The sequence below is a fragment of the Opitutia bacterium ISCC 52 genome (genome assembly GCA_014529675.2).
Classification (GTDB): domain Bacteria; phylum Verrucomicrobiota; class Verrucomicrobiia; order Opitutales; family UBA2995; genus UBA2995.
This window is the reverse complement of record CP076040.1, coordinates 1882222-1903273: the sequence shown is the minus strand read 5'-3', so window position 1 is coordinate 1903273 and position 21052 is coordinate 1882222. Positions and strand designations below refer to the sequence as shown.

The following is a 21052-nucleotide window of genomic DNA, read 5'->3' as shown; positions in this document are numbered from 1 at the left end:
CACGACCAATCCGTACGCAAGATCGCCGTTAAACTAGATAAAGGATCAGATTCTAGGAAGCTTAAGGCAGCTTCGCTTCTAAACGAAACCGTAAGCTTCTAAGATCTGATGGACCGCCGACTCGACAGAGAGGGCGGATATGCAGGAATCATTGTGGACCAGGGGCCCAACAATAATTAATTGACCGTCTTAACCTTAACGGCACAAGGGCCTTTTCGGCCTTCGCCAACTTCATACTCTACGGCATCGCCTTCATCAAGAGTATAACCTTCGGTTTCGGAGTGGTGAACGAATAAATCCTTACCCCCTTCATCAGGCTCAATAAACCCAAATCCTTTTTCATCATTAAACCACTTAATTTTTCCCGTAGGCATCTTATACTTTCTGTTATTGTATTACTGTTAGTTAAAATTCTGACCTATGTTCATCAGGTATCTCACAAACCTCAAGAAGCAATTACGTGAATTTTTGTTAGGCTCCAAACTCTGATTAGCTGGTGATTTCTCCATATTTCAACTGTTCCACTGGATCGCGAAATGCCTCGGCAAGGATCTCATTTGGCTCCTCAAAGCTATGACCCCCTTTAGACATATTAAGATTCCGAATCGCTTTTCCAGCGGCCCCTTCCATTCGATTCATTGAAAATAGTTAAAAGCGCCCACCTTACTGTAAAAATTCCACTAGTAACTGAACCGTCTTTTCGGGTTGCTCCTGCTGAACCCAGTGACCAGCTCCAGGAATCAGGTGAACGCCCCGCATATCCGTACAAGCATCCTCCTGCATCTGCTCAAGCGCACCAGGGTTTTGATAAGTCCCCCAATCACTGGCACCGGAAATAAAGATGGAAGGTTGTTCAATTTTTCGTCCGGCATAGAGCTGCATCTCTGGAGCCCCTAAACTTCCAGATCGGTACCAATTGAGCCCTCCTTGAAATCCATTGCGCTGATACTCATCGGTGTAGACTTGTAGTGCCTCATCAGGTAACCACTGATTGGATACTATTTCTTGTTGTGACGGGCTATACTTGGCCACCGTTTCAGCCATACCCTCTTCAAGGTCCATAATATAATAAGTAGGCATCTTAGCCATTTCGGGAGCCGTGCGCGATTTCAGGCGGTATGGTTTGTTTTCTTTCCAATCGGCACTCTTGTGGTGGTAATAGGCACGCATAAAAGCATGGAGCCCCTGCGGAGCCTGCCACATGTTTTCGTTGGCTTCACGTGTGCGATAATAAGCCTGGTAATGCTTTCGTGGTCTGGGAAGCTTGGCCAGCTCCTCAAAGAGATCATAGCCTGGTTCTTTCTCCTTCGGAGCATTCGCAGTATTAAAAGGAATTGAACCCGTTCCGCTGAACGGTGCACTCATCAAGGCAACCTTGGTAAATACGTCGGGTCGGGTCACCGCGCACCAGGCAGCGATAGGAGATCCAAAATCGTGGCCAACGACTGTCACTTGTCTATGCCCCATGGCATAGACCAAGCCCAGTGCATCTCGCACTACATTGAGGCGACGAAAAGAATAAAGATCCCCATCATAGTTCCTATCCCAACCGGTCGTTCGACCGTATCCTCGCTGATCAGGAGCAAATACGTGGTAACCGGCTTCAGCCAGAGGCACCATGATTTTTCTCCAACTGCAGGCCAGTTCAGGAAAGCCATGAAGCAGTAGAATGCCCGGCCTATTCTCTCCCTCATAGCCAGCTTCTAAAACATGCATTCGCAGACCATTGATATCCTCAACAAAGCGAGATCGAATTCCATCTGGAAGAAGCCCGGATTCGTAGGGCCCTATATCATCAGGAGTAGAGGGTGACGTTTGCGCTTCTGCTTTAGAGGTCGATTTCAAAGCAGCTCCAATCGTAACAACTGAGGGCAAGGATGCCATACTCAACATCGCTTTTCTACGTGTGATCTTTTCGGGCATGATTTCTTATACAAGATTCTAGCGCTTTCCCGCCATCGTATTTTCGTACCAAAGAATATTTCGCGACCAGTGACCAGCAATGAGCATGTCGAGGTCGCCATCGCCATCCATATCGACGGCACGCGTGTCATAAGAACCTTGGTTGGCTTCGATGAGGTGTTTCACAAAGAAGCCGCGTCCGTCGTTTTCGTACCAAACAGCGGTACTTTCTTCATGACGTCCACAGGTGCCAATGTCGATATCACCATCTTGATCCAGGTCTTCGACAAACAGGCTGTGCGGTCCGTAGTGTTCGGTATCGACTTCGACCTTCTTAAAATCCGGTCCCATAAATAATAGCACGCCATAACCATGCCCTCTCGATGCCACCAAGTCCATCACACCGTCCTTGTTCACATCCGCCGGTAGGATGTTACTGGCGCCTGGCTCGACGTCAGACAAGAGATGCTTCTTCCAGGGAACGCTGCCATAGGCCGGTTGCTCCCACCAGGCAAACCATTCACCGCCAGCAAAACCTTCACCACCCTTGGCGCCCGCCATAATATCGGGTCGGGCATCACCGTTCACGTCACCGAAACCCATGTAATGATTTCCTCCTGGTGCATCTTTATCGGCAAACACGTGACGTACCCACTCTCCGGATTCAGCTGGCGCTTCAAACCAGCAGATAGAATCGTGGATCGGCGTGGCGCCTTCCTTCTGAAAAGAGTTAGCGATCAAATCCAAAAACCCGTCCTGGTTTACGTCACCCGTGATCAAACAGTGAGTGCCAAGAATTTCGTCATCTATCGTATGGTATTTCCAGGGCTTTCCCGAGAAGGGATCGTCTGGACACTCCAACCAGAAGGTCGTATTGTTCGATCCTACAAAATCCTCGTCCCCATCTCCATCTACATCGAGCAAGCAGGAGTGAATGCATTGAGCGCGAGGCTTACGTGCAGCGAGCCCTTCCTCAAACGGATGAATTACCTGCTGCGTCCAATCTGGGCCCTTCATCAACACAACCTTCCCGTCAAAGGTACCAATAACATCCATCTGACCGTCGCCATCAAAGTCGTGCGCTACCACAGAGTCGGTTTGCTTACTTTTCACTTGATCCACGATGGTGTGTTTCTTCCAAGTATACCCTGATTCAGTATGCGAACGGTCTCCAGGTATCGCTTCCCACAACTTAACGTTGTCATAATAAATCGCACCCGTTTGTCCTCTCGCTTTCAGATTGACCGACGTCTTGGTCACATCGAAACGCCAGTGTTTAGCCACGAGCGGGGGCAGTCCATCCATGCGCGCCACCACGCGATCGCCGATTGCTTCTATCAATACCGTATACCACTGATCTTTTTCGATTTCCCATTCCGAATGATCCAAAGTCTCATCTTTGTCGCCTTCGATCTGCGAGTGTCGGTCTTTTTGTAAAAGGGTCCCCTTATTCGTAGAAGGAATCAGGCGAACTATGTGTCCGGTTCCTTCCGCGGTCGTACTGTTGTTAAACCCGATGTGAGCGGCTGTTAGACCGCCAGTGATTTTGAAATCGATTTGAAGTATACAATCTCGTGCCGGTACATTCAGGCGCATACTCGGGGTTGTGCCTTTGTGATGTTCCCGGCTAGCTTGAAACTCAGGCGTCGAGGACATTCCTTTATAATAACCATCCTCTACTTCCCACTGAGTGCCATGTAAGGCGGCCCATTCTGGCTTGGCAGATCCGGAGCTGAAATCGTCCGCAAAGAGAAGAGAACCTTTCCGAGCCAGAGCTGGTTCGAGTGCGAAGGAGCTGAGAGCGAAGAGCAGAGAGCTGAGAGTGCTGAAAAAGAAGAAAAAGGAGCGGAGAATTTGTAGTCTTTTCATTATTTAAATCATTGTCGTCCTCCTACTCTTCCTCGTCCTTAATTTCCATAGATGAAAGTAGGAGATCGCAAAGCGACAAGTAAGAGGACGAGGAGGAATTCTTATTAAACATCACGAAATGCATCACTGAGCACAACCAACTCTACAAGATCTTGCAGGCCGTTACCTCGATCTTTCAGCTCCTCGCAAATCTGATTAACGGTTGCGCGGTCACCAAAGTGAAGTTTGCGCCCCAGTGCATACGTGAGTAGTTTCTCAGTTAAACAATGGGCGAACTGATCCGTTCGATCCAGAAGGATGTCCTTAAGCTCAGCCATATTTGTAAATTGTTCGCCCGATGGAAGTTCACCAGAGGATTCGATCTTCTTCGTGCGACGACCGCTGTTGTCATGATACACCGTACGGTAGCGTCCAATCGGATCATAGTTCTCCATAGCAAAACCCAAAGGATCAATTTTGCGATGACACTCATAACAGGTCTCCACTTTGCGATGTTTTTGGAGTTGTTCACGAATGGTAGTTGCTCCCCGGATATCCGGCTCAAGGGGATCCACATCTGGTGGCGGTGGTGATGGAGGGGTTCCTAAAATGTTCTCCAGTATCCAAATACCTCGAATCACAGGTGATGTTTCAACCCCATTGGAAGTTGCAGTTAGAATACTGGCATGACCCAGAATGCCGCCTCTCATGTTTCGGTCATCAAATCGGACTTTTCGAAAATGATCTCCCTGAACGTCCTGAAACCCATAGAGCTCCGCAATATAGCGATTCACGAAGCCATAGTCAGAATCGAGGAATTCTTCAATCGGCCGATTATTGGACAGAACGTGATGAAAATAGAGGCGTGTTTCTTCCTTCATCAAAGGTTCAAGGTAGCGCTCGTGATAAACCTTAAACTTTCCGGTATCTGGAGGCATTTCACCAAGCTTATTTAAGTGCAGCCAACTATCGGTAAACTGATCAGCCATGGCTCGAGCCTTTGGATCTTTCAGCATGCGAGCAACCTGGTTTCTCAACTCATCCGGGTCGCTCAATACCCCTTTTGCAGCCGCCGCAAACAAAGCTTGGTCTGGCATGGAGCTCCATAAAAAATAAGACAAACGTGAGGCCAAAGAGAACGGATCCATCTTTTGCGCCAGATCCTGCTCTGCGAACTCCACCCCTTCTCCCACGGGTGCCTGGATATAAACAAAATTCGGCGATGCGAGGATCGCCGTAAGCATTGCTTTCAGTGCCTCTTCTGGCGACTTCCCTGCTTCAAGCTGCTGATTATGAAAGGAGACATAACGCTCACGCTCCCTGGCCAAAAGCGGTCTTCTAAATGCTCGTGACCCAAAACGCCTGACTACTTCCTCCGGATCAACTCGCTTGGGAGATATAGACTGTTTTCCAAAAATAGTTTGATGACTACGAGGTGGCCAAACCTCGGTCTCCGGACCATGGATCTCCATTCCATAGAAACGAATCCTCGGCCCTTCATAAACATCGGACAAATAAATCTCCTGATTCTCACTCGGCTGAGCAGCTACCCCATCCCGCCAATTGGAAGGCACAACATCCAAATGATGCTTTTCCGTGAGGTGCGAAAGAATCCGCTTAAAAGGCTGCGGTCCGTTTGGGTAGCGAATGATTGGGACAAACCCTTTATCCATCCACACACGGAATTCGCACGTTTCCACCTCGTGATCCTTCAATAGCACGGTCGCCAAAATACGATCTGAGCTATTGTACTTACGCCCGGGATACGCGACCCTCGGATCCGTAGCGAGCAACTGCATCTTAATAGGCTCCTCCGGATCATAATTCATCATAGTCGAGTCATAGCCATTGATCCGATTAACCCCCTCAGCGGTAATACGAATGGTGTAAAAGCCATCAGCAGGCACACCTTTAAACCTGGAAGCATAAAGCCGGTCTGATTTAGCATCCCCATGACCAAAGTCGATATACTCACCATCCACATTGACCATGAACCAGATTTGAGGACGGAAGTGATAGGTTCGGGCTGTAAAATCATCTGGCACGAGGTACACAGGATCCATCTCAGCAGACTTCCCAAAGTTAACGGCCTTTTCTACCGTCTTGGCGGCAGCATCCAAGTACCGCTCTAACAAGTAATCTGAAAGAACCAAGGTTCCACCCAGATTCTCAAATCCGTCTTCCCTCTCATCAACTGGGAATGTTTCAGTCGGATCAAAGGATTCTACGTTCACATTCATCAAATCTCTAATCGTATTCAGATACTCGTGACGATTCATGCGACGAAGCCCGGTGACTTCCTGGGCCTCCTTTAATACAATAGATTGCTCGAGCCTTTCGGTGATCCAGCTCACCATTTCTTTTACATGCTGAGAATCGGGCTGCGGCTGCTCCTCGGGTGGCATCTCGCCAAGATTGAGCATATCGAGCACCTCTTCCCAGCTCCAAACCGTGTCACGGTCTTCAAAATCGAGACCCAGCGCGTCGAAGCGACGATCGCCCTTCTGTTTCTTTTCACCATGACAGGAGACACAGTGTTCCTGGATGAAGTGGAGTGGTTCGAGAGCGGAGGAGCTCTGAGCGAAGAGGAAGGAGCTAAGAGCTAAGAGCAGAGAGCGGAGAGTAAGAGACATTATCTGGTGTGACCTACAGCAATACGGCTCCCTCGGCGATGGAGCCCTACCTTAACTATAAATTCGTGTAGATTCGTGTTCATTCGTGATTAATTCCTACTTTCTTTTAAAATCAACTCAACCCATCCAAGGTACCTGTGCTGGTTCCGAATTGGTCCAGCTCCATACCAAACTTCTGCAGCATGGAAACATAAAGATTGCAGGCCGGAGTTTGTTTGTCGCCTACCTTGGGATAGTCCTTGTGCTCACCATGAGTGAAACCTCCACCGGCAAGAATGAGTGGCAAGTCACGATTGGAGTGAGAACTTGCGTTCCCCATTCCACTTCCAAAAAGCACCATGGTTTTATCAAGAAGTGATGCTTCCCCTTCCACCTGAGTCTTTTTTAAGTCTGAAATGAATCGGGCCACCTGTTTCGCGTGGAAGGTCTCAATAATGGTCAGCTCCTTTAAGCGAGTGGGATCCATACCATGATGGGTAAGTGCGTGGTACCCTTGAGTAACTCCAGGAAGTCCCGAATCTCCACTCCATCCATTGATCGAATAACTTATCACCCGAGTGGAGTCGGTCATCAATGCGAGCTTCATCAGGTCATAGTAGAGAGGAACTTCTTCATAAAAATCATTCGGCATCGGATTCGGAAAACGATAGTCGACCTGAGGTTTGGGTTTGTTCAACCAGGCCTCAGACATCTGCAAACGTTTCTCAACATCCCGGACCGAAGTGAAATATTCATCGAGCTTTTCGACGTCATTTGCACTCAATCTTTTTTGGAGGTCTTTGGCGTCGTCGCGAACTACATCCAGAATACTACTATTGAGTCTGTAAGAACGAGCAAGGCGGCGTTTGTGAGCTTCATTCGTTTCCTGAAAGAGAGCGTCGAAAACTTGCTGAAGATCCTCCATCGATGGGATACTGACACCATTCCGTGTCCAGGAGAGTCCGTTATCACCTCCACCTACCTTGAGCTGCATTGAAGGGTAGCGGGTAGCCGAGCCGACAAACTCGGCCGCCTTCTGGTCCATTGAAATATTCCCCTCGGGCATCGACTTGGCCATGTCTGCTCGAATTCCAGACAAAAAGGTGTGGGTCGCTTCATGCCCACCTTTAATACCAGGATGATCCAGATGAGAGAACAGGGTAAAATCATTCCTTACTCCCTCCAGCGGTTTAAGCAGGTAGGGTAATTTGTAATTCCGCCCCACTTCGTCGGGAAAAAACCCTTGAGGATGCATGCCATAGTTCAGCCCGATGCAAACCATGCGCTTGGGCTCTACGGGGGTTCCTGAAGCGGCAAAAACAGCCCCAGGTTTAGCCAGCGACTCGAGAAAAGGCAGTGCGACCAGTGCACCCGAACCTCGCAAAAAGGCACGGCGACTGAATTGAGTCTCAGGAACGTTTGGGGATTTCATAGCAGGTAGACTGAAATTCTGACAAGAAAGCTATAGCCTTCAAAATCGGTTCGACAACTGAATAAATTAAAGTGACCCTCAAGAAGAGTTTCGCCTCTACCCCACATGTATCCTCGAATTCTTCATTATATTCCTCTAATCGTCTGCCTTTGGGTCTGTCCGCTCGGAGTAAGAGCCCAAGCAGGAGAACAGCCTAACGTACTCTTTATTGCTGTGGACGATCTAAACGACTGGGTCGGCTACATGGGTGGTTACCCCGGAAAGGCACATACGCCCAACTTCGATCGGCTGGCAGTACGAGGAACCGCATTTCACAATGCTCACACGGCTTCCCCGGTTTGTTGTCCAAGTCGGGCGGCAGTGATGAGTGGTCAACTACCAAGTACCAGCGGCATCTATGGAAACAAGCAATGGTGGAAACCCAATCCGCCAGATCTGGTAACCATACCTGGACATTTCAAGGCTCACGGATACACCACGGCCGGAGCAGGAAAAATATTTCACCACACTTACGGCAATAATCCTCCGGAGAACTGGGATGAGTTCCAACCATTGGCCTTTCATGACAATGCCTTCGCCTATGAAGACCTGGAGCGATACGGATTAGCAGAGGCAGTTCAGACACCCGATGAGTTTCCTTTCTCCGGCGTAACTCTCTACTCCAAAGAAGTGGATTGGGGAGCCTTGGAAAAGCCGGAAGCCGAATTCGATGACGCCAGAGCAGCTCAATTCTGCGTCGATTTTCTGAAAGAGAAACAAGAGAAACCCTTCTTTCTCGCCTGTGGTATTTTTCGTCCACACATGCCTTGGTATTTTCCGAAGGAATACCTGGATCTGTATCCCCTGGATGAGATCATCGTACCCGATGATCTTCCGGAAGATCTCGACGACCTTCCCGAGGCCGGTAAGAAACTGGCCCTACGCAAGTAAGTAGACATGAAAAAAACCCGTGACGCAGGACAATGGACCACCGCAATCCAACATTACCTGGCAAGCATCAGTTTCGCCGATGCCCAAGTAGGCAGAGTACTCGATGCATTGAACGAAAGTCCTCACGCTAATAACACTATCATCGTGTTGTGGTCGGATCATGGCTGGCATCTCGGAGAGAAACAACACTGGCACAAGAGAACCCTGTGGGAGGAGGGCACTCGGATCCCTATGATTGTAGCCGCGCCCCAAGTAGGCGATGCCGGACAGGTTTGCAAGCAACCAGCAAGCACCGTAGACCTCTTTCCCACGCTCATTGAGCTGTGCAACTTGAACACACCCGATCAAACCTTGGACGGTCTGAGTCTGGTTCCCTGTTTGAAAAACCCAAACAAACGTCGCGCCCAAGCCGCTATCACGGTCGATGAATTCAAGCACAAGTCAGCCAGAGACCAAAAGGTAGTGCTCGATCGCCGAGCGAGCAGGAATCTAGATTTGAGAAAGAGTTCCGAGGAACGCAGTGATGACTACCAAGGCAATGCCGCCACATCTACTAGCGCAGCGCTGAATAACAGACCGGGCACGCAGTGTTCACGAGCCTGCGAGAAGGCCTGACACCGGAACAAGACTAAGACGAAGAGTAAGAACCTCACCTACAGCCAAATAATTAAGTAGGAGGTTCAGCAGAGCTGAACAAGTAGGACGATGAGGACGATTATTTCCTACACCAGCACGTCCTTAATCACATGGCCGTGGACGTCTGTTATACGACGATCAAGTCCATTGTAATACCAGCTGAGTTGTTCGTAATCGAGGCCAAGGATATGGAGGACCGTTGAATAGTATTCCCAAATGGAAGTCGGATTAATTTCAGCTCTACGACCAAAGTCGTCAGTTGCACCATAACTGGTTCCTCCTTTAACACCGCCCCCCATCATCCAAAGGGTAAAGCCATCAGGATTGTGATCACGGCCAAGCGTTCCATTCTGGCGTGTTGGCATACGACCAAACTCGGTTGTCCAAAGCACTAAGGTATCTTCCATCATCCCACGTTGCTTGAGGTCCGATAACAACGCTGCCGTTGGTTGATCAAAAACCGGCATATGGCGTTGATAATCTGCCTCGAGGGTCTTGTGTGCATCCCAGTTGAGAAGTCCATCCACACCACTGGCCCTGGAGGCGCAATAGAGGTTCACATAACGAACCCCGCGCTCTAAAAGCCTTCTGGCCAACAAACAATTTTGCGCATACGAGGCCTTCAGGCTGTTTTGTGAATCGGTGCCATACAATTGATGAATGTGTTGAGGCTCACTTTTGAAATCACTCACCTCAGGTGCGGACAATTGCATACGTGCAGCCAACTCATAGGCATTCATTCGAGCCTGAAGATCACTCTCTTCGGGTCGCAAGTTGGCGTGTTGCTCATTTAGAAACTTGAGTGTCTCACGTGTTTGCTTTTCTTCAGCATCGCTCACCTGATCTGGTTGCCGAAGATTACGAATTGGCCGATGGGCAGCCATAGTAATTGCCTGATGTTTAGCGGGTAAAAAACCATTGCTCCAGTTGGCCTTTCCATTGGGTGGTTCGCCCCGAATATCAGGTATAGCCACATAGGTGGGCAAATCATCAGCCATACTCCCCAGCGCGTAACTGACCCAAGCCCCTGCACTAGGAAAGCCCTCCGTGGGATGTCCGGTATTTACGAATACACAACCAGGGCCGTGCGTATTGGTCTTAGAAGTCATTCCGTGAAAGAATGCAATGTCGTCCACATGCTCGGCCATGTGCGGCAACATGGTGGAAATCATTTTACCACTCTGGCCTGCAGGTTTGAAATCCCATGGACTTCTCATGAGTGGACCATTCTTACCTTGAAAGGAAACCATGTTTTCTTCACCGGGAAGTGGCTTACCATCGTATTTCTCCAGCACAGGTTTGTGTTCCCACAAATCCATATGCGAAGCAGCACCCGGACAAAATATTTGGAGCACTCGTTTCGCTCGTGGTTTTATGTGAGTCATACCCACACCAGGTTTCCAATCCGATTGTGCCTGTAAATTTTCACCCCCCAACAAATGACTTAAGCCGACGCCCATGAGCCCAGTGGTAACGTTTCCTAAAAAGCGCCGGCGAGAATATTCGTTCAGGTGTTGATGCATGGTGATTGTTTAATCCAAATAAATAAGTTCGCTCGAATTTAAAATGGCCCGCGAAAGGGAACGTAAACCGTGATCAGCCACGAGTTGCTTCAATTGTGATACTTCCTCCGATCGAGGAGCTCGCTGATAAACGATTTCATACAGCCCTTCAATTTGCGCTTCCGGAGTTTGCCCCATCGACGAAGCTCGGTCGGCTAGATCAACCGCCATATCCATCGTGAAGGAATGATTCATCATGGTCAGGGCCTGTAAAGGTGTAGTTGTCAGCACACGACGCGGAGTAGATAGCGTGCAATCTGCCTGATCAAAATCAGTCATCAAGTCGACAACGGATGCTCGAGCATTTTGATGATAAACGGCCCGGCGATAGGTTTCATCCGAATGTTGGTCCAACGGCTCGTAAGTGGATACGTTGTCACGCATATAGTAGTAGAGACGAAATCCTTCTCCTCCCATAGATGTATCCAGATTCCCCGACACTGCGAGAATCGTATCACGAATCTCCTCCGCAGAAAGTCGGCGTGGTGGAAAGCGCCACAAAAGCCGGCTATCAGCATCCAATGCGGCGCCATCTTCGCGCCAATCCGAAGTCTGCCTATAGACTTTAGAAGTCATAATCTCCTTATGTAGCTCCTTGAGTTGCCAATTGTTCTCTTTTAACGTGTTCGCCAAATAGTCGAGTAACTCTGGATGAGTCGGCCTTCCTCCCATATACCCGAAATCATTAGGTGTATCTACGATTCCGGTACCAAAATGATAGTGCCACAGGCGATTAACCAGAACGCGTGGCGTCAGGGGATTATCCGAGCTTGTAATCCATTCTGCCAAAGCGACTCGACGGTTCGCTTCATCTGTCTCCGTTTCCAGCTTAAAACCAGGCGTCACTTCGCTTAGCGTAGAGATACTTGCTGGTTGAACAGTGACACCCTGTTTCTGAGGACTACCCCCGATAAACACATGAAATGGACCCGCTGAGTCTTTTTTGTTACGTGTTCCCATCCAGGCCTTCGGAAGCGCAGGCACGTTCTTAATTTCACGATTTAGCCGTGATATTTCAGAATTTAATCCCGCTATTCGGGCTGACTCTACTTCTGACTTTCCCAGATCTATCAGCCGAACCTCCATATGATCTCGGAAAACTCGCTGAATAAAAGAAGAAGGATTGGACGGCATTTTAGGAACAGGTCTCCGGTCACGTCCATTTGCCACTTCCGTCCAGAATTCTCCGTCAACGGAAGTTTCAATCCTGTAATCCGCGACAAAGGCGAATTTGAAAATGGTTGGATCATCTTCTATCCGAGCACTGGAAAAAGTTATGCGATCAATCAAAGTGGGCTCGGCCAGCTCGATGGTAAATCTGTCATCCATCGATATAAAGCGCTGATCAAATTTTCCATCATTGGTATGCTGGGGTCCATAAGCATTGGGAAAGTCTTCAATTTCTCGCCCCTTTCCATGTGCCACTCCTCCACTGCTAGCGAGTGCCACATTGAGAGGCTTATCTTCAGAGGACCAAACTTCAAACTCATCAATACGCCAGTTAACATTCGAATCTGGATCCATATCCTGTGCTTCACAAATGAGTCGAATGAACTTGGCTTCGATAGGCGAGAATCGTTCTTCTGTGCCTGTTCGATTTGCATGAGGCCTTGACCATTGGCTTTCAAAAGCGGCCAAGTTTTTTAAAGAACGCTGAAATATCGTTTGATTTAAAGAGGAGAGTTCATCCTCTACCGCATCTTTCGCCTGATTCAACGGTTTTAGAGTTTGTGCTCGCTCCTGCTTGGCTTCCTGGCTGGCCCAGGGCACAACGCCATGACGAACGCCGGCGAATGTAGCATAGAGCTGATAGTAGTCTGCCTGAGAGATGGGATCAAACTTGTGATCGTGGCAGCGAGCACAGGTTAGAGTCATACCCAGAAAAGCTTCCCCTGTGGCATTGATAATTTCGTCCAAGGTGTTGGCGCGAATCTGGGCCGCCTGCGCAGCATCCTGATTGTTTACACTGTCGTAAGGACCGGCTACCAGAAAGGCACTTCCGATTTCTATGTCCGGATCTCCTTTCCCAATAATATCTCCCGCTATATGTTCACGGATCAACAGATCGAACGGTTTATCCTCATTCAGCGACCGAATCACATAATCACGGAAAGGCCACAGGTCGTCGATGATCCAATTCTGTTCATACCCAACACTTTCTCCAAATCGAACAATATCCAACCAATGCCTTCCCCAACGTTCTCCGTAATGCTTGGATGCCAACAATCGATCGATGAGTTTTTCGTAAGCTTCAGGATCGGAGTCGTTGACAAAACGATTCACCTCTTCGGGCATTGGCGGCAATCCTATCAAATCGTACGTCGCTCTTCGAATTAAAGTCCTTCGGTCGGCCTCTGCATTCATCACCAACCCATTTTCCTTCAGCCCAGCTTCAATGTATTCATCAATAGAATACTTAGAGGATTCCTTTAATGGCTGATAAGCCCACCAGGACTTATCTGCTTTGGAAGCTTCTTTAAGAACCAGACCTTCGGGCCATTCTGCACCTTCATTAATCCACTCAGCCAAAAGACTTGCCTCAGCTTCGGTCAGTGCTTCTCCATCCTCAGGCATCTCCGGCGGATCCCCTTCAAAGGGAACTGTAATCCAATAAAGCATACTTCCTTCAGCATCCCCTGGAATCAGTATATCATCCCCAACTGCCAGGATATCCTCTTTGGTCGTCATGGAAAAATCCCCCTTTAGAATATTGGGATTATGACAACCGAGGCATTTGGCTTCCAGAACGGGGACAACATCCTTCTCAAAATCAACGCCATTTAGACTGGATAGCCCAGCAGACAACACTACTACCAATGTAGCGAAAACGGAGAATCGATTGGGGTTAAACGAAGGCATAAAGAGATACGTCTCTAGTCCCCAATAGGTAACGCCTTAAATTCCCTTTCTACAAGGTCAATTCTGCAAGAGCTTAAACTCAGCGATATTTCTCGATCATTTGCTTCTGCGCTTTGACGGCAGCTTTTTCATATCGATCGAACGGAACTCCAGAAACTTCTTCGATCGTGCGCTTAAAGAGCTCTTGTCCCGTTTCACTTTTGCTCGCATTGGCGACGTTGGTTCTGAGCGCATTCAAAAACTTATCCGTGTAACGCATGTAGGCATCGAGCATGATAAAGCGTGCGCCGCCCGGGCTCTTATAGTTGATCCAAACCCGGGCATCCTTTCTTTTAGCCTCTCCTTCTCGTTTTTCACCCTTGTTCCAATTAAGAAGGTCCAGATCTTCACCCAGCACATTTCTAGTAAGATTGAATCGCTGAAGCACATACAAAGAGTAAATTTCCTTCGTTCCATGCCGCTTGGTCGTAATAACATCGGAAAGAAAGCGAGCAAGCACTTGGTCAAACCACTCACGGTCTTTTACTCTGAATCGATTCTTTATAACTGCCTCGTGCATCTCGCGGTAGAACCCACCACGAAAACGTGTGTCACGACGTGCAACCCAACTGAAGGGATCATAGATATGGACCAGGTTTTTAACGAAGGTCTGATTAAGACGTAGCACTTGCTCCTCCCGAGGCTCATCGGAACGAATCAAAACCGGATAGGTCAAATTCACATCCTTAAAGGCTCTAGAAGGGACATCATTACTCAAACCTTCGGAAAAATGATAACCTCTATTCGTATCCAGATTGAGGCCTTGAAACTTTTCTATATTTACGGGATTTCCGATAGTCCTATTCCCTGTAGGAGCTCTCATATAAGAGACTTTCCAATGGGTGGTTACACGGCGCTCCCAAATGCCTTTCTCTTCATTGAAATGAATATCCTTCGCATATTTATTCTGGGGCTTGTCAGGCAGCATGCGATTCAATTCGTCAACATCCCACACGATCATCGCATCGATTTTATAAAAGGGTTCTGTATGCAAACGGTGAAGAATCGATTTCTCTTTCACCATCCACCGCGTGTGATCGACGTCGAATTTCTTAATACCAAAAGATTTTGAGAGTTCATCCAACTCCTTCTCAAAGGCTAATCCATCTTCAAGGCGGAATTGCAAATGCTGTATCTCATGAATCAGCAACTTCTTATGGTAACCCAGTAACAGATCATTAAACGTATCGGCAAAATCCAACACCACGGGATTGTTTCCAATGTACTTTTCGCCTGTAAAACCATCAATTACATCAATCGGCGTTTCGTAGATCACGAAAGCTTCAAGCTCATAGGTTTGGCCATCAAACTCCAATCCTCCATCCTGCGCAAAGACAGACATCGCGGAGGAAAATATACAGAGCACAACAACAATTCTAAGGTAACGAGATAATAGCATAGCCCTCCAATTGAGGAAAAATACTCAGAAAGCTCAACTCAGAAAATCAATCCGGTTAAAATGCACTGCTTTTCAAGGAGTCATAATCCACTCTAAGCCGCTTGTTTACTGTACTTATAACCCGACTACATCAGGTTTAATCCAAAACCGGTATCATCCTTCCACGAACTGGCAATCCAACCACTTGTCGGCGACTGAGGTTTTCCTTGAGCATATCGGCAAAGGTAATCTGGCTACCTTTTGGGGTCAGTCGTTTGGCTTCGGTAAAAGCCGAAAACAGATCTCCACCCTGGGCTAAGATTTCGATCGTCGCTACCTTGTAAGTCTGGGAGAGCTTCAGAGAATACTTTTCCATCTCAACCGTATAAACACGATTTGCTGTGGAACGCTGTTTATGATAACGAACTTTAGGGCCTGACAACTGAAGTAACCCACGCTCCAAAGTCAGCGATTGTTCCAGTACATCCATGATCTGTGCTCCGGTCATTTCCAAGACCACCACCTCATCCTGAAAAGGAAAGGAATCCATCAAGTCCGCCAAAGGCACATCTCCCTGAGGCAAATCTTTCCTAAGCGCACCAGCATTGATAAAACCTATCTCAGCCTCCAATTCATCTCGCAGAATATCGGCGTAGAGATTTCCAAGATCGGACTCTTCGTTGTAAGCCCTAGATAATCGCTCCTGAGCATAAAATACGGTTTCCTCAAGCTCCGGAAACTGAGCTCTGTAGTGAGCTAGCTTTTCAACAATCACAGGATGCGGCTCAAGTTCGTTACTCACTACCGGAATCAGTCTGCCTTCGTGCGAAACAATCTCTTTAAATTCGGTATCAAATGACAGTTTAAGCTGTCCTAGCCTGGTTCCCTGCCCATAGGTCTGCATAATGAGCGTTCCCGTCTTCTTATGGACTACAGCTTCTTCGGTTCCCGCATCAGCATGGCCACCAAAGAGAACATCGATTCCCTTCACAGCACCTGCCATCCGATAATCGGCCTCGATCCCTCGGTGAATTTCTGGGTGCGCTTCATCATCCGTTTGCATAGGCGCGGTCTTCCCCTGGTGAGTAAGAGCTAACACGATGTCAACTTGAGGGCGCAATTCATCCACCCAAGCTTGCACGACGGGAATCGGATCACGAACATCCACCCCAGCTACATGAGAAGGAATGATCGCCGTCCCCGCATCCTGTCCCATAATTCCCACTACACCGATACGAAACCCGTCCCGTTCCACAATCGTGTAGGGCTGGGCATACCTTCGCCCCGTATCGGCATAAAACATATTGGCCCCCAGCACAGGGAAAGGAAGTCGGTTCTTCTGCTCTGCAAAACTCTCCCATCCATACTCAAACTCGTGATTGCCAATCGCCATGGCATCGTAGCCCATGGTGATCATCATTTCCATAGGCACCGCTCCCTCCGTCAATTTTGAGAGAATCCCGGTAAAAATGTCTCCTGAATCAAACAGGAATACTAATTCCTCTTCTTCCCGGATATTATTTACCAAGGTTGCAATTTGAGGAGCACCACCAATCAGTTCGATATCATCACGCCAATAGGCTGGTATTGGATCGAACGCACTTTCAAAGTCATTGGTGAACAGTAAGGTTACTTCTCGTTTTTCAGCTAACAACGTAGCGCCAAAACAAACCAAATACCCGAGTAGAAAAACCTTTAGTAGGCGAGAATTCATAGCCCACTTCTATTAGGGTGCCTTACAAAAGCTCAACCCTTATCAGGAAGCCTTCTCTACTCTTGGCTTTTCCGCAGCCTCCCGGTTCCCCTCCAGGACGAAGAACACATAGGCATCTTCCTTCGTTGGATCCATTTTCATGGGGTTAATGGAGTGAGGTCTCCAATGATGCGTCTTATAAAAGTAACACCCTTGAGCCATCCAATTCATGAATCTGTAGTACCAACTTCGATTTACATCCAGGATTTCAAAATCCCCCTTTTCGTTGGGACGGTGAGTCGCATAATTCAAATGCGCGTAGAATGTAATGTTTGTCAGATAGGATGGAATCCAAACGAAGAAAAAGACGGGTGGGGAAAATAGCAGTAACATAAACAAGGCCCGCAAATAGCGATTAATCGGAAGCGTAAGATCCACCATCGCCCAGATACGTTTGGTCTCTTTGGTTTTTCCCCAAAGATTGAAGAAATTATGGGTCATAGCTTTGCGCATCGTCACCTTCATATTACGAATAAAGCCACAATAAGTTACACCGTGAGACGGATGCGGATCCAAATCAGGATCATCCGGATACTGATGATGAATAATGTGTGTCACCCACCAACCTGCTACTCCTGGCAACTGTTGCAGCCCGCACAATTCCCCTACGAATCTGTTCAACCACTTGGGCTTGAGATTACCATGACAGGCGTTGTGCATCCACGCACCAGATTGAACTCCCAAGTAAGCACCCAACGGTATTCCCAGCAGATACCACCAATGGAAGGGCATAAAAAAGAAGAATAACCCGGTGCAAATAGCTCCTCCCAAAGCGATCACTTTAAAGTCGGGCAAAATGACCGGAACAATTGCCAGAAACCAAAGCCAGGCATAGGATCCAGAGAATAGGCCTGTATAGAAAGCCAGAGCCGTACAGGCGACCGAGTAAAAGATCAGGTTGATCACATAATACTTCAAAAAGAAGTATTTATCAGCACGAAATTGTTTATACATGTGAGTGTCTCCACATGACAACCTCTGCTAACGCGCCTGAAAGTTGCGCGTAGCATAAAAGCAAAGGCGGATGATTAAGTTGATAGGAATGAGCATTTTACGGAATATCCGTATCCAGAAAACACTAGTAATTAGCCTAAAATGCCAAGAATCGTCAGTCGGGAAAAACAGCCCGCATCTCTGCGTTGCCTTATCTTATGTCTTCCCATTGCCTTGATTACTTTGAAGTCTTGCCAGAAAGCCACAGTCCAGTAGACCCAAATACTGAAGCAGAAATCCGGATTCCTTACCAACTAGAAGTCATGAAATTGAGACAAGCCAACAACGAAGACGCGGATATAATTATCAGTCTCATTGATGAAACGTACCGGAAGCATGGAGACAAAATCTGGTTGGAAGGTTACGATAGCGACCTTTTGGATATTGAAGATAACTATTTTAATAATGGAGGACATTTTGTCGTCCTGGAAAAGGATGGCACAATCATTGGCACCCATGCGACTCAACCGATCAATCTGCCAGAGGGTCTGCTAACCTTTCGTCGATTGTATCTAAAGCCCGAATACCACGGAACAGAAGCAAGCCACACCCTGTTCAAGTGGGCAATGGATTGGGCCATCGAAACCCAATTCAAACGGGTTGAATTCTGGTCTGACACACGCTATAACCGTGCCCACAACTTCTTTAAAAAATATGGTTTTGCGAAAACGGGTGCCATTCAGCACTTGGAAGATGCCCCAGACCCTTATTCAGAGTATCAGTTTTTTCTCGATCTACCTTCAGGCAAATAACTCAAGCTGACGCTCATCCATTTTTCCTGGCTCCTCGAAACGAACCCCCACTCCCATTAAGCGAACGGATTCCGGATTTCGATCAAAGGCCTCTTCAATCATCGGAACCATAATGTCTCGAGACACCGCCCTGGCAGAACATTCCTTGGTAGTCGTTTTGAAGTCGGAGAACTTAAGCTTCACAAACGCTTTGGCGATGCGTTCCTTCCCGGACATTTTTTGCAGGTCACTTTCCAGTTCGTCAAGAAGACCCGCCAATTCATCAATACAAGCTTCCTTCGTAGTCAGATCCTCCGCAAAGGTGGTCTCCGTACTCATAGACTTGCGGATCCTCGATGCTTCAACCGGTCGATGATCCTCTCCCCGGCATAATCGATACAATTCCGTGCCCCAAGTCGGCCCAAAATGCCTGTGCAGTTCTCCAAGATCAACTTCCTGTAACTCTCCACACGTTTCAAAACCCAAGGCCTTCAATCGTTTAGCCGACTTTGGGCCCACGCCGTAAATCTTGCTCACCGGCAACGATTTCATGAACCCCTCAATTTCTTCCGGCAATACGGCAAATTGACCGTTTGGTTTTTTCCAATCACTGGCAATCTTGGCCAACATCTTATTGCAGGAGATACCCGCGCTCGCAGTCAGTTGAGTGGTTTCGTAAATCTTTTTTCGAATCTCCTTCGCAAGTGTCCAAGCATATTCTGTGCGATGACTCACATCTAGATAGGCCTCATCAAGTGACAGGGGTTCAATAAGTTCCGTGTATTCCCTGAAAATATCCCGAATTTTGGCCGACTCCTCACGATAGACGGAAAACCGGATTGGTTTAATCACTAAATGCGGACAAAGCTTCAGGGCCTTATAGACAGGCATCGCAGAACGGCACCCGAACTTTCGTGCTTCATAGTTACAGGTCGTCAGAACACTTCTTCCCCCACTACCTCCTACTCCGACTGGTTTATCGGCCACCGAAGGATTATCGCGGCACTCTACAGCCGCATAGAAACAATCCATATCGATATGGATTATTTTGCGATTCGACTCTGAAGATTCCTGATTCAAGTGGTTCTTGCTCTTTTCCATCAAGCCTGTCAGCCATCCAACTCTGCACAAGAAATTCCGAATCATCCATTCGACATGAATCCATTCCTAAATTTATCGGCACCCATGAAGACGGCTTCAGCTCTTTTCATTGGCTCCATCCTATTACTCGAGGTCGGCTGCGGTGGTTCCAAAGAAACCACGACTGAAGCAGCTGAAGTACCTGCTTCAACGACTCAACCTGTAACGGCCCCAGCAAAAAGTGCTGATACTGGAAAAATGGCGATTCCCTTTGAAATCGCTATTCAGGCAGCTCTCGAAGGACACGTGGAAACCGTTCAACAAGCTTTGGAAACAGGAACCGATCCCAATCAAGTAGACGAGACTGGTCGCAATTTACTCATGCTCGCAGCCTTCAACGGCCATACACCCATTGCCCAATATTTAATAGATCAAGGATCCAAGATCGACACGCAGGATTCAGCCGGACGAACAGCACTCATGTTTGCCTCTACTGGTCTTAATGTTCCGACCGTTCAACTATTATTGAATCACAAGGCCAAAGTAAACGAAGTAGATTCCGAGGAACATTGGTCCGCTCTCATGTTTGCAGCAGCTGAAGGACACAAGGAGGTGGTTGAATTGTTACTCCAACACGAAGCCGACCTTTCCCTGCAAGATATAGACGGATCGACTGCAGAATCATTTGCCCGCGATAATGGGCACCTGGAAGTCGCGGAATTACTAAAGGCAAGATCTGAAAATCCTTAAAATTCTGCACAAAAGAATTAGGGTTTAATACCTAGAACAAAAGACTGGCCACAAGGGGATGATTTCCCATGGTAGCTGTTTCCTTTTAACTTTTACAATGATCCTCTCAGTTCTACGCTCAACGCGCCGTTCTGTACAGCTTTCAAGCTACGTGCTTCTAGTCGGCATCTGACCTGCCAGTTGGTTATCCAGAGAATCTACGACGAACCCCTCCGCCCGGAGCCCCTTTTCTATAAAGCTGCGGATTTTGACTTCGTCTTCTACCAATAGGACTTTCATTCGCCCCAGTAAGAGTCATGAACCAATTATCTTCAAGTTTTGTTCCATGACGGTTTTGTCATCAATCCTATCCCATGAAGCTCATAGAAGGTTGGAAAACAATAATGCCCTATACGACCCAATTTCAACAACGGAGAAAAGGCGGGCTTAATTCAATTCCTATTGACCTTAATCAATGATCTTTTTCTGACGGATCCTAAATTCTCCGATCCGTTCAGGCCTTCGAATTAGCATTCATAATATTTCCCACACACAAACGGTTTAAGCT

15 protein-coding genes are annotated in these 21052 nt (G+C 47.8%); 4 read left to right on the top strand and 11 right to left on the bottom strand.

Going from position 1 to position 21052, the window contains the following annotated elements; genetic code table 11:
• Window positions 1-176: 176 nt before the first annotated feature.
• From GA003_08160 to GA003_08140, 5 genes are all read right to left on the bottom strand, one after another.
• Entirely contained in the window at window positions 177-374 is a 198-nt protein-coding gene (locus tag GA003_08160) for a cold-shock protein (GenBank protein QXD29920.1), read from the bottom strand.
• Window positions 375-663: 289 nt separating this feature from the next.
• On the bottom strand, window positions 664-1884 hold the full coding sequence (locus tag GA003_08155) for an alpha/beta hydrolase (protein QXD30378.1): 1221 nt from the start codon (window positions 1882-1884) through the stop codon (window positions 664-666).
• A gap of 57 nt (window positions 1885-1941) precedes the next feature.
• A complete protein-coding gene (locus GA003_08150) occupies window positions 1942-2958 on the bottom strand; it encodes a VCBS repeat-containing protein (protein ID QXD30377.1) in 1017 nt (338 codons plus the stop codon).
• 917 nt (window positions 2959-3875) lie between these two features.
• Window positions 3876-6383: a DUF1592 domain-containing protein gene (locus GA003_08145; GenBank protein ID QXD29919.1), complete on the bottom strand. Its 2508-nt coding sequence runs from the start codon at window positions 6381-6383 to the stop codon at window positions 3876-3878.
• Between the two features lie 112 nt (window positions 6384-6495).
• Window positions 6496-7794 carry a DUF1552 domain-containing protein gene (locus GA003_08140; GenBank protein QXD29918.1) on the bottom strand — a complete coding sequence of 433 codons (1299 nt, stop codon included), beginning with the start codon at window positions 7792-7794 and terminating at the stop codon, window positions 6496-6498.
• 105 nt (window positions 7795-7899) lie between these two features.
• Here GA003_08140 and GA003_08135 point away from each other — a divergent pair, with 105 nt between their 5' ends.
• Window positions 7900-8724 carry a sulfatase-like hydrolase/transferase gene (locus tag GA003_08135; GenBank protein ID QXD29917.1) on the top strand — a complete coding sequence of 275 codons (825 nt, stop codon included), beginning with the start codon at window positions 7900-7902 and terminating at the stop codon, window positions 8722-8724.
• Between the two features lie 6 nt (window positions 8725-8730).
• Window positions 8731-9339, top strand: a complete 609-nt coding sequence (locus tag GA003_08130; GenBank protein ID QXD29916.1) for a sulfatase-like hydrolase/transferase — start codon at window positions 8731-8733, stop codon at window positions 9337-9339.
• Window positions 9340-9446: 107 nt separating this feature from the next.
• Here the strand turns inward: GA003_08130 and GA003_08125 are convergent, their stop codons facing one another.
• From GA003_08125 to GA003_08105, 5 genes are all read right to left on the bottom strand, one after another.
• Window positions 9447-10883: a DUF1501 domain-containing protein gene (locus GA003_08125; GenBank protein QXD29915.1), complete on the bottom strand. Its 1437-nt coding sequence runs from the start codon at window positions 10881-10883 to the stop codon at window positions 9447-9449.
• A gap of 9 nt (window positions 10884-10892) precedes the next feature.
• Window positions 10893-13781 carry a DUF1553 domain-containing protein gene (locus tag GA003_08120; GenBank protein QXD29914.1) on the bottom strand — a complete coding sequence of 963 codons (2889 nt, stop codon included), beginning with the start codon at window positions 13779-13781 and terminating at the stop codon, window positions 10893-10895.
• Between the two features lie 79 nt (window positions 13782-13860).
• Window positions 13861-15219 (bottom strand): hypothetical protein, encoded by a 1359-nt coding sequence (locus tag GA003_08115; GenBank protein ID QXD29913.1) that lies wholly within the window; start codon window positions 15217-15219, stop codon window positions 13861-13863.
• A gap of 136 nt (window positions 15220-15355) precedes the next feature.
• Window positions 15356-16912, bottom strand: coding sequence for a bifunctional metallophosphatase/5'-nucleotidase (locus GA003_08110; GenBank protein QXD29912.1), 1557 nt, complete (start codon window positions 16910-16912; stop codon window positions 15356-15358).
• Between the two features lie 42 nt (window positions 16913-16954).
• The gene (locus GA003_08105) at window positions 16955-17905 is read right to left on the bottom strand and encodes a fatty acid desaturase (GenBank protein QXD29911.1); all 951 of its coding nucleotides are present in this window, start codon (window positions 17903-17905) and stop codon (window positions 16955-16957) included.
• A gap of 302 nt (window positions 17906-18207) precedes the next feature.
• Between GA003_08105 and GA003_08100 the strand changes: the two genes are divergently transcribed.
• Window positions 18208-18696 carry a GNAT family N-acetyltransferase gene (locus tag GA003_08100; protein ID QXD29910.1) on the top strand — a complete coding sequence of 163 codons (489 nt, stop codon included), beginning with the start codon at window positions 18208-18210 and terminating at the stop codon, window positions 18694-18696.
• Here the strand turns inward: GA003_08100 and dinB are convergent.
• Complete coding sequence (gene dinB, locus GA003_08095) at window positions 18685-19776, bottom strand: DNA polymerase IV (GenBank protein ID QXD29909.1); 1092 nt, start codon at window positions 19774-19776, stop codon at window positions 18685-18687. The genes GA003_08100 and dinB overlap by 12 nt on opposite strands.
• Window positions 19777-19830: 54 nt before the next feature.
• Here dinB and GA003_08090 point away from each other — a divergent pair, with 54 nt between their 5' ends.
• Complete coding sequence (locus GA003_08090) at window positions 19831-20505, top strand: ankyrin repeat domain-containing protein (GenBank protein QXD29908.1); 675 nt, start codon at window positions 19831-19833, stop codon at window positions 20503-20505.
• Window positions 20506-21052 lie beyond the last annotated feature (547 nt).

Coding starts and splice junctions, on each gene's coding strand:
- GA003_08160 (QXD29920.1), bottom strand. CDS start 374: ATGCCTACGGGAAAAATTAAGTGGTTTAATGATGAAAAAGGATTTGGG.
- GA003_08155 (QXD30378.1), bottom strand. CDS start 1,884: ATGGCATCCTTGCCCTCAGTTGTTACGATTGGAGCTGCTTTGAAATCG.
- GA003_08150 (QXD30377.1), bottom strand. CDS start 2,958: ATGGATGTTATTGGTACCTTTGACGGGAAGGTTGTGTTGATGAAGGGC.
- GA003_08145 (QXD29919.1), bottom strand. CDS start 6,383: ATGTCTCTTACTCTCCGCTCTCTGCTCTTAGCTCTTAGCTCCTTCCTC.
- GA003_08140 (QXD29918.1), bottom strand. CDS start 7,794: ATGAAATCCCCAAACGTTCCTGAGACTCAATTCAGTCGCCGTGCCTTT.
- GA003_08135 (QXD29917.1), top strand. CDS start 7,900: ATGTATCCTCGAATTCTTCATTATATTCCTCTAATCGTCTGCCTTTGG.
- GA003_08130 (QXD29916.1), top strand. CDS start 8,731: ATGAAAAAAACCCGTGACGCAGGACAATGGACCACCGCAATCCAACAT.
- GA003_08125 (QXD29915.1), bottom strand. CDS start 10,883: ATGCATCAACACCTGAACGAATATTCTCGCCGGCGCTTTTTAGGAAAC.
- GA003_08120 (QXD29914.1), bottom strand. CDS start 13,781: ATGCCTTCGTTTAACCCCAATCGATTCTCCGTTTTCGCTACATTGGTA.
- GA003_08115 (QXD29913.1), bottom strand. CDS start 15,219: ATGCTATTATCTCGTTACCTTAGAATTGTTGTTGTGCTCTGTATATTT.
- GA003_08110 (QXD29912.1), bottom strand. CDS start 16,912: ATGAATTCTCGCCTACTAAAGGTTTTTCTACTCGGGTATTTGGTTTGT.
- GA003_08105 (QXD29911.1), bottom strand. CDS start 17,905: ATGTATAAACAATTTCGTGCTGATAAATACTTCTTTTTGAAGTATTAT.
- GA003_08100 (QXD29910.1), top strand. CDS start 18,208: ATGAAATTGAGACAAGCCAACAACGAAGACGCGGATATAATTATCAGT.
- dinB (QXD29909.1), bottom strand. CDS start 19,776: ATGGAAAAGAGCAAGAACCACTTGAATCAGGAATCTTCAGAGTCGAAT.
- GA003_08090 (QXD29908.1), top strand. CDS start 19,831: ATGAATCCATTCCTAAATTTATCGGCACCCATGAAGACGGCTTCAGCT.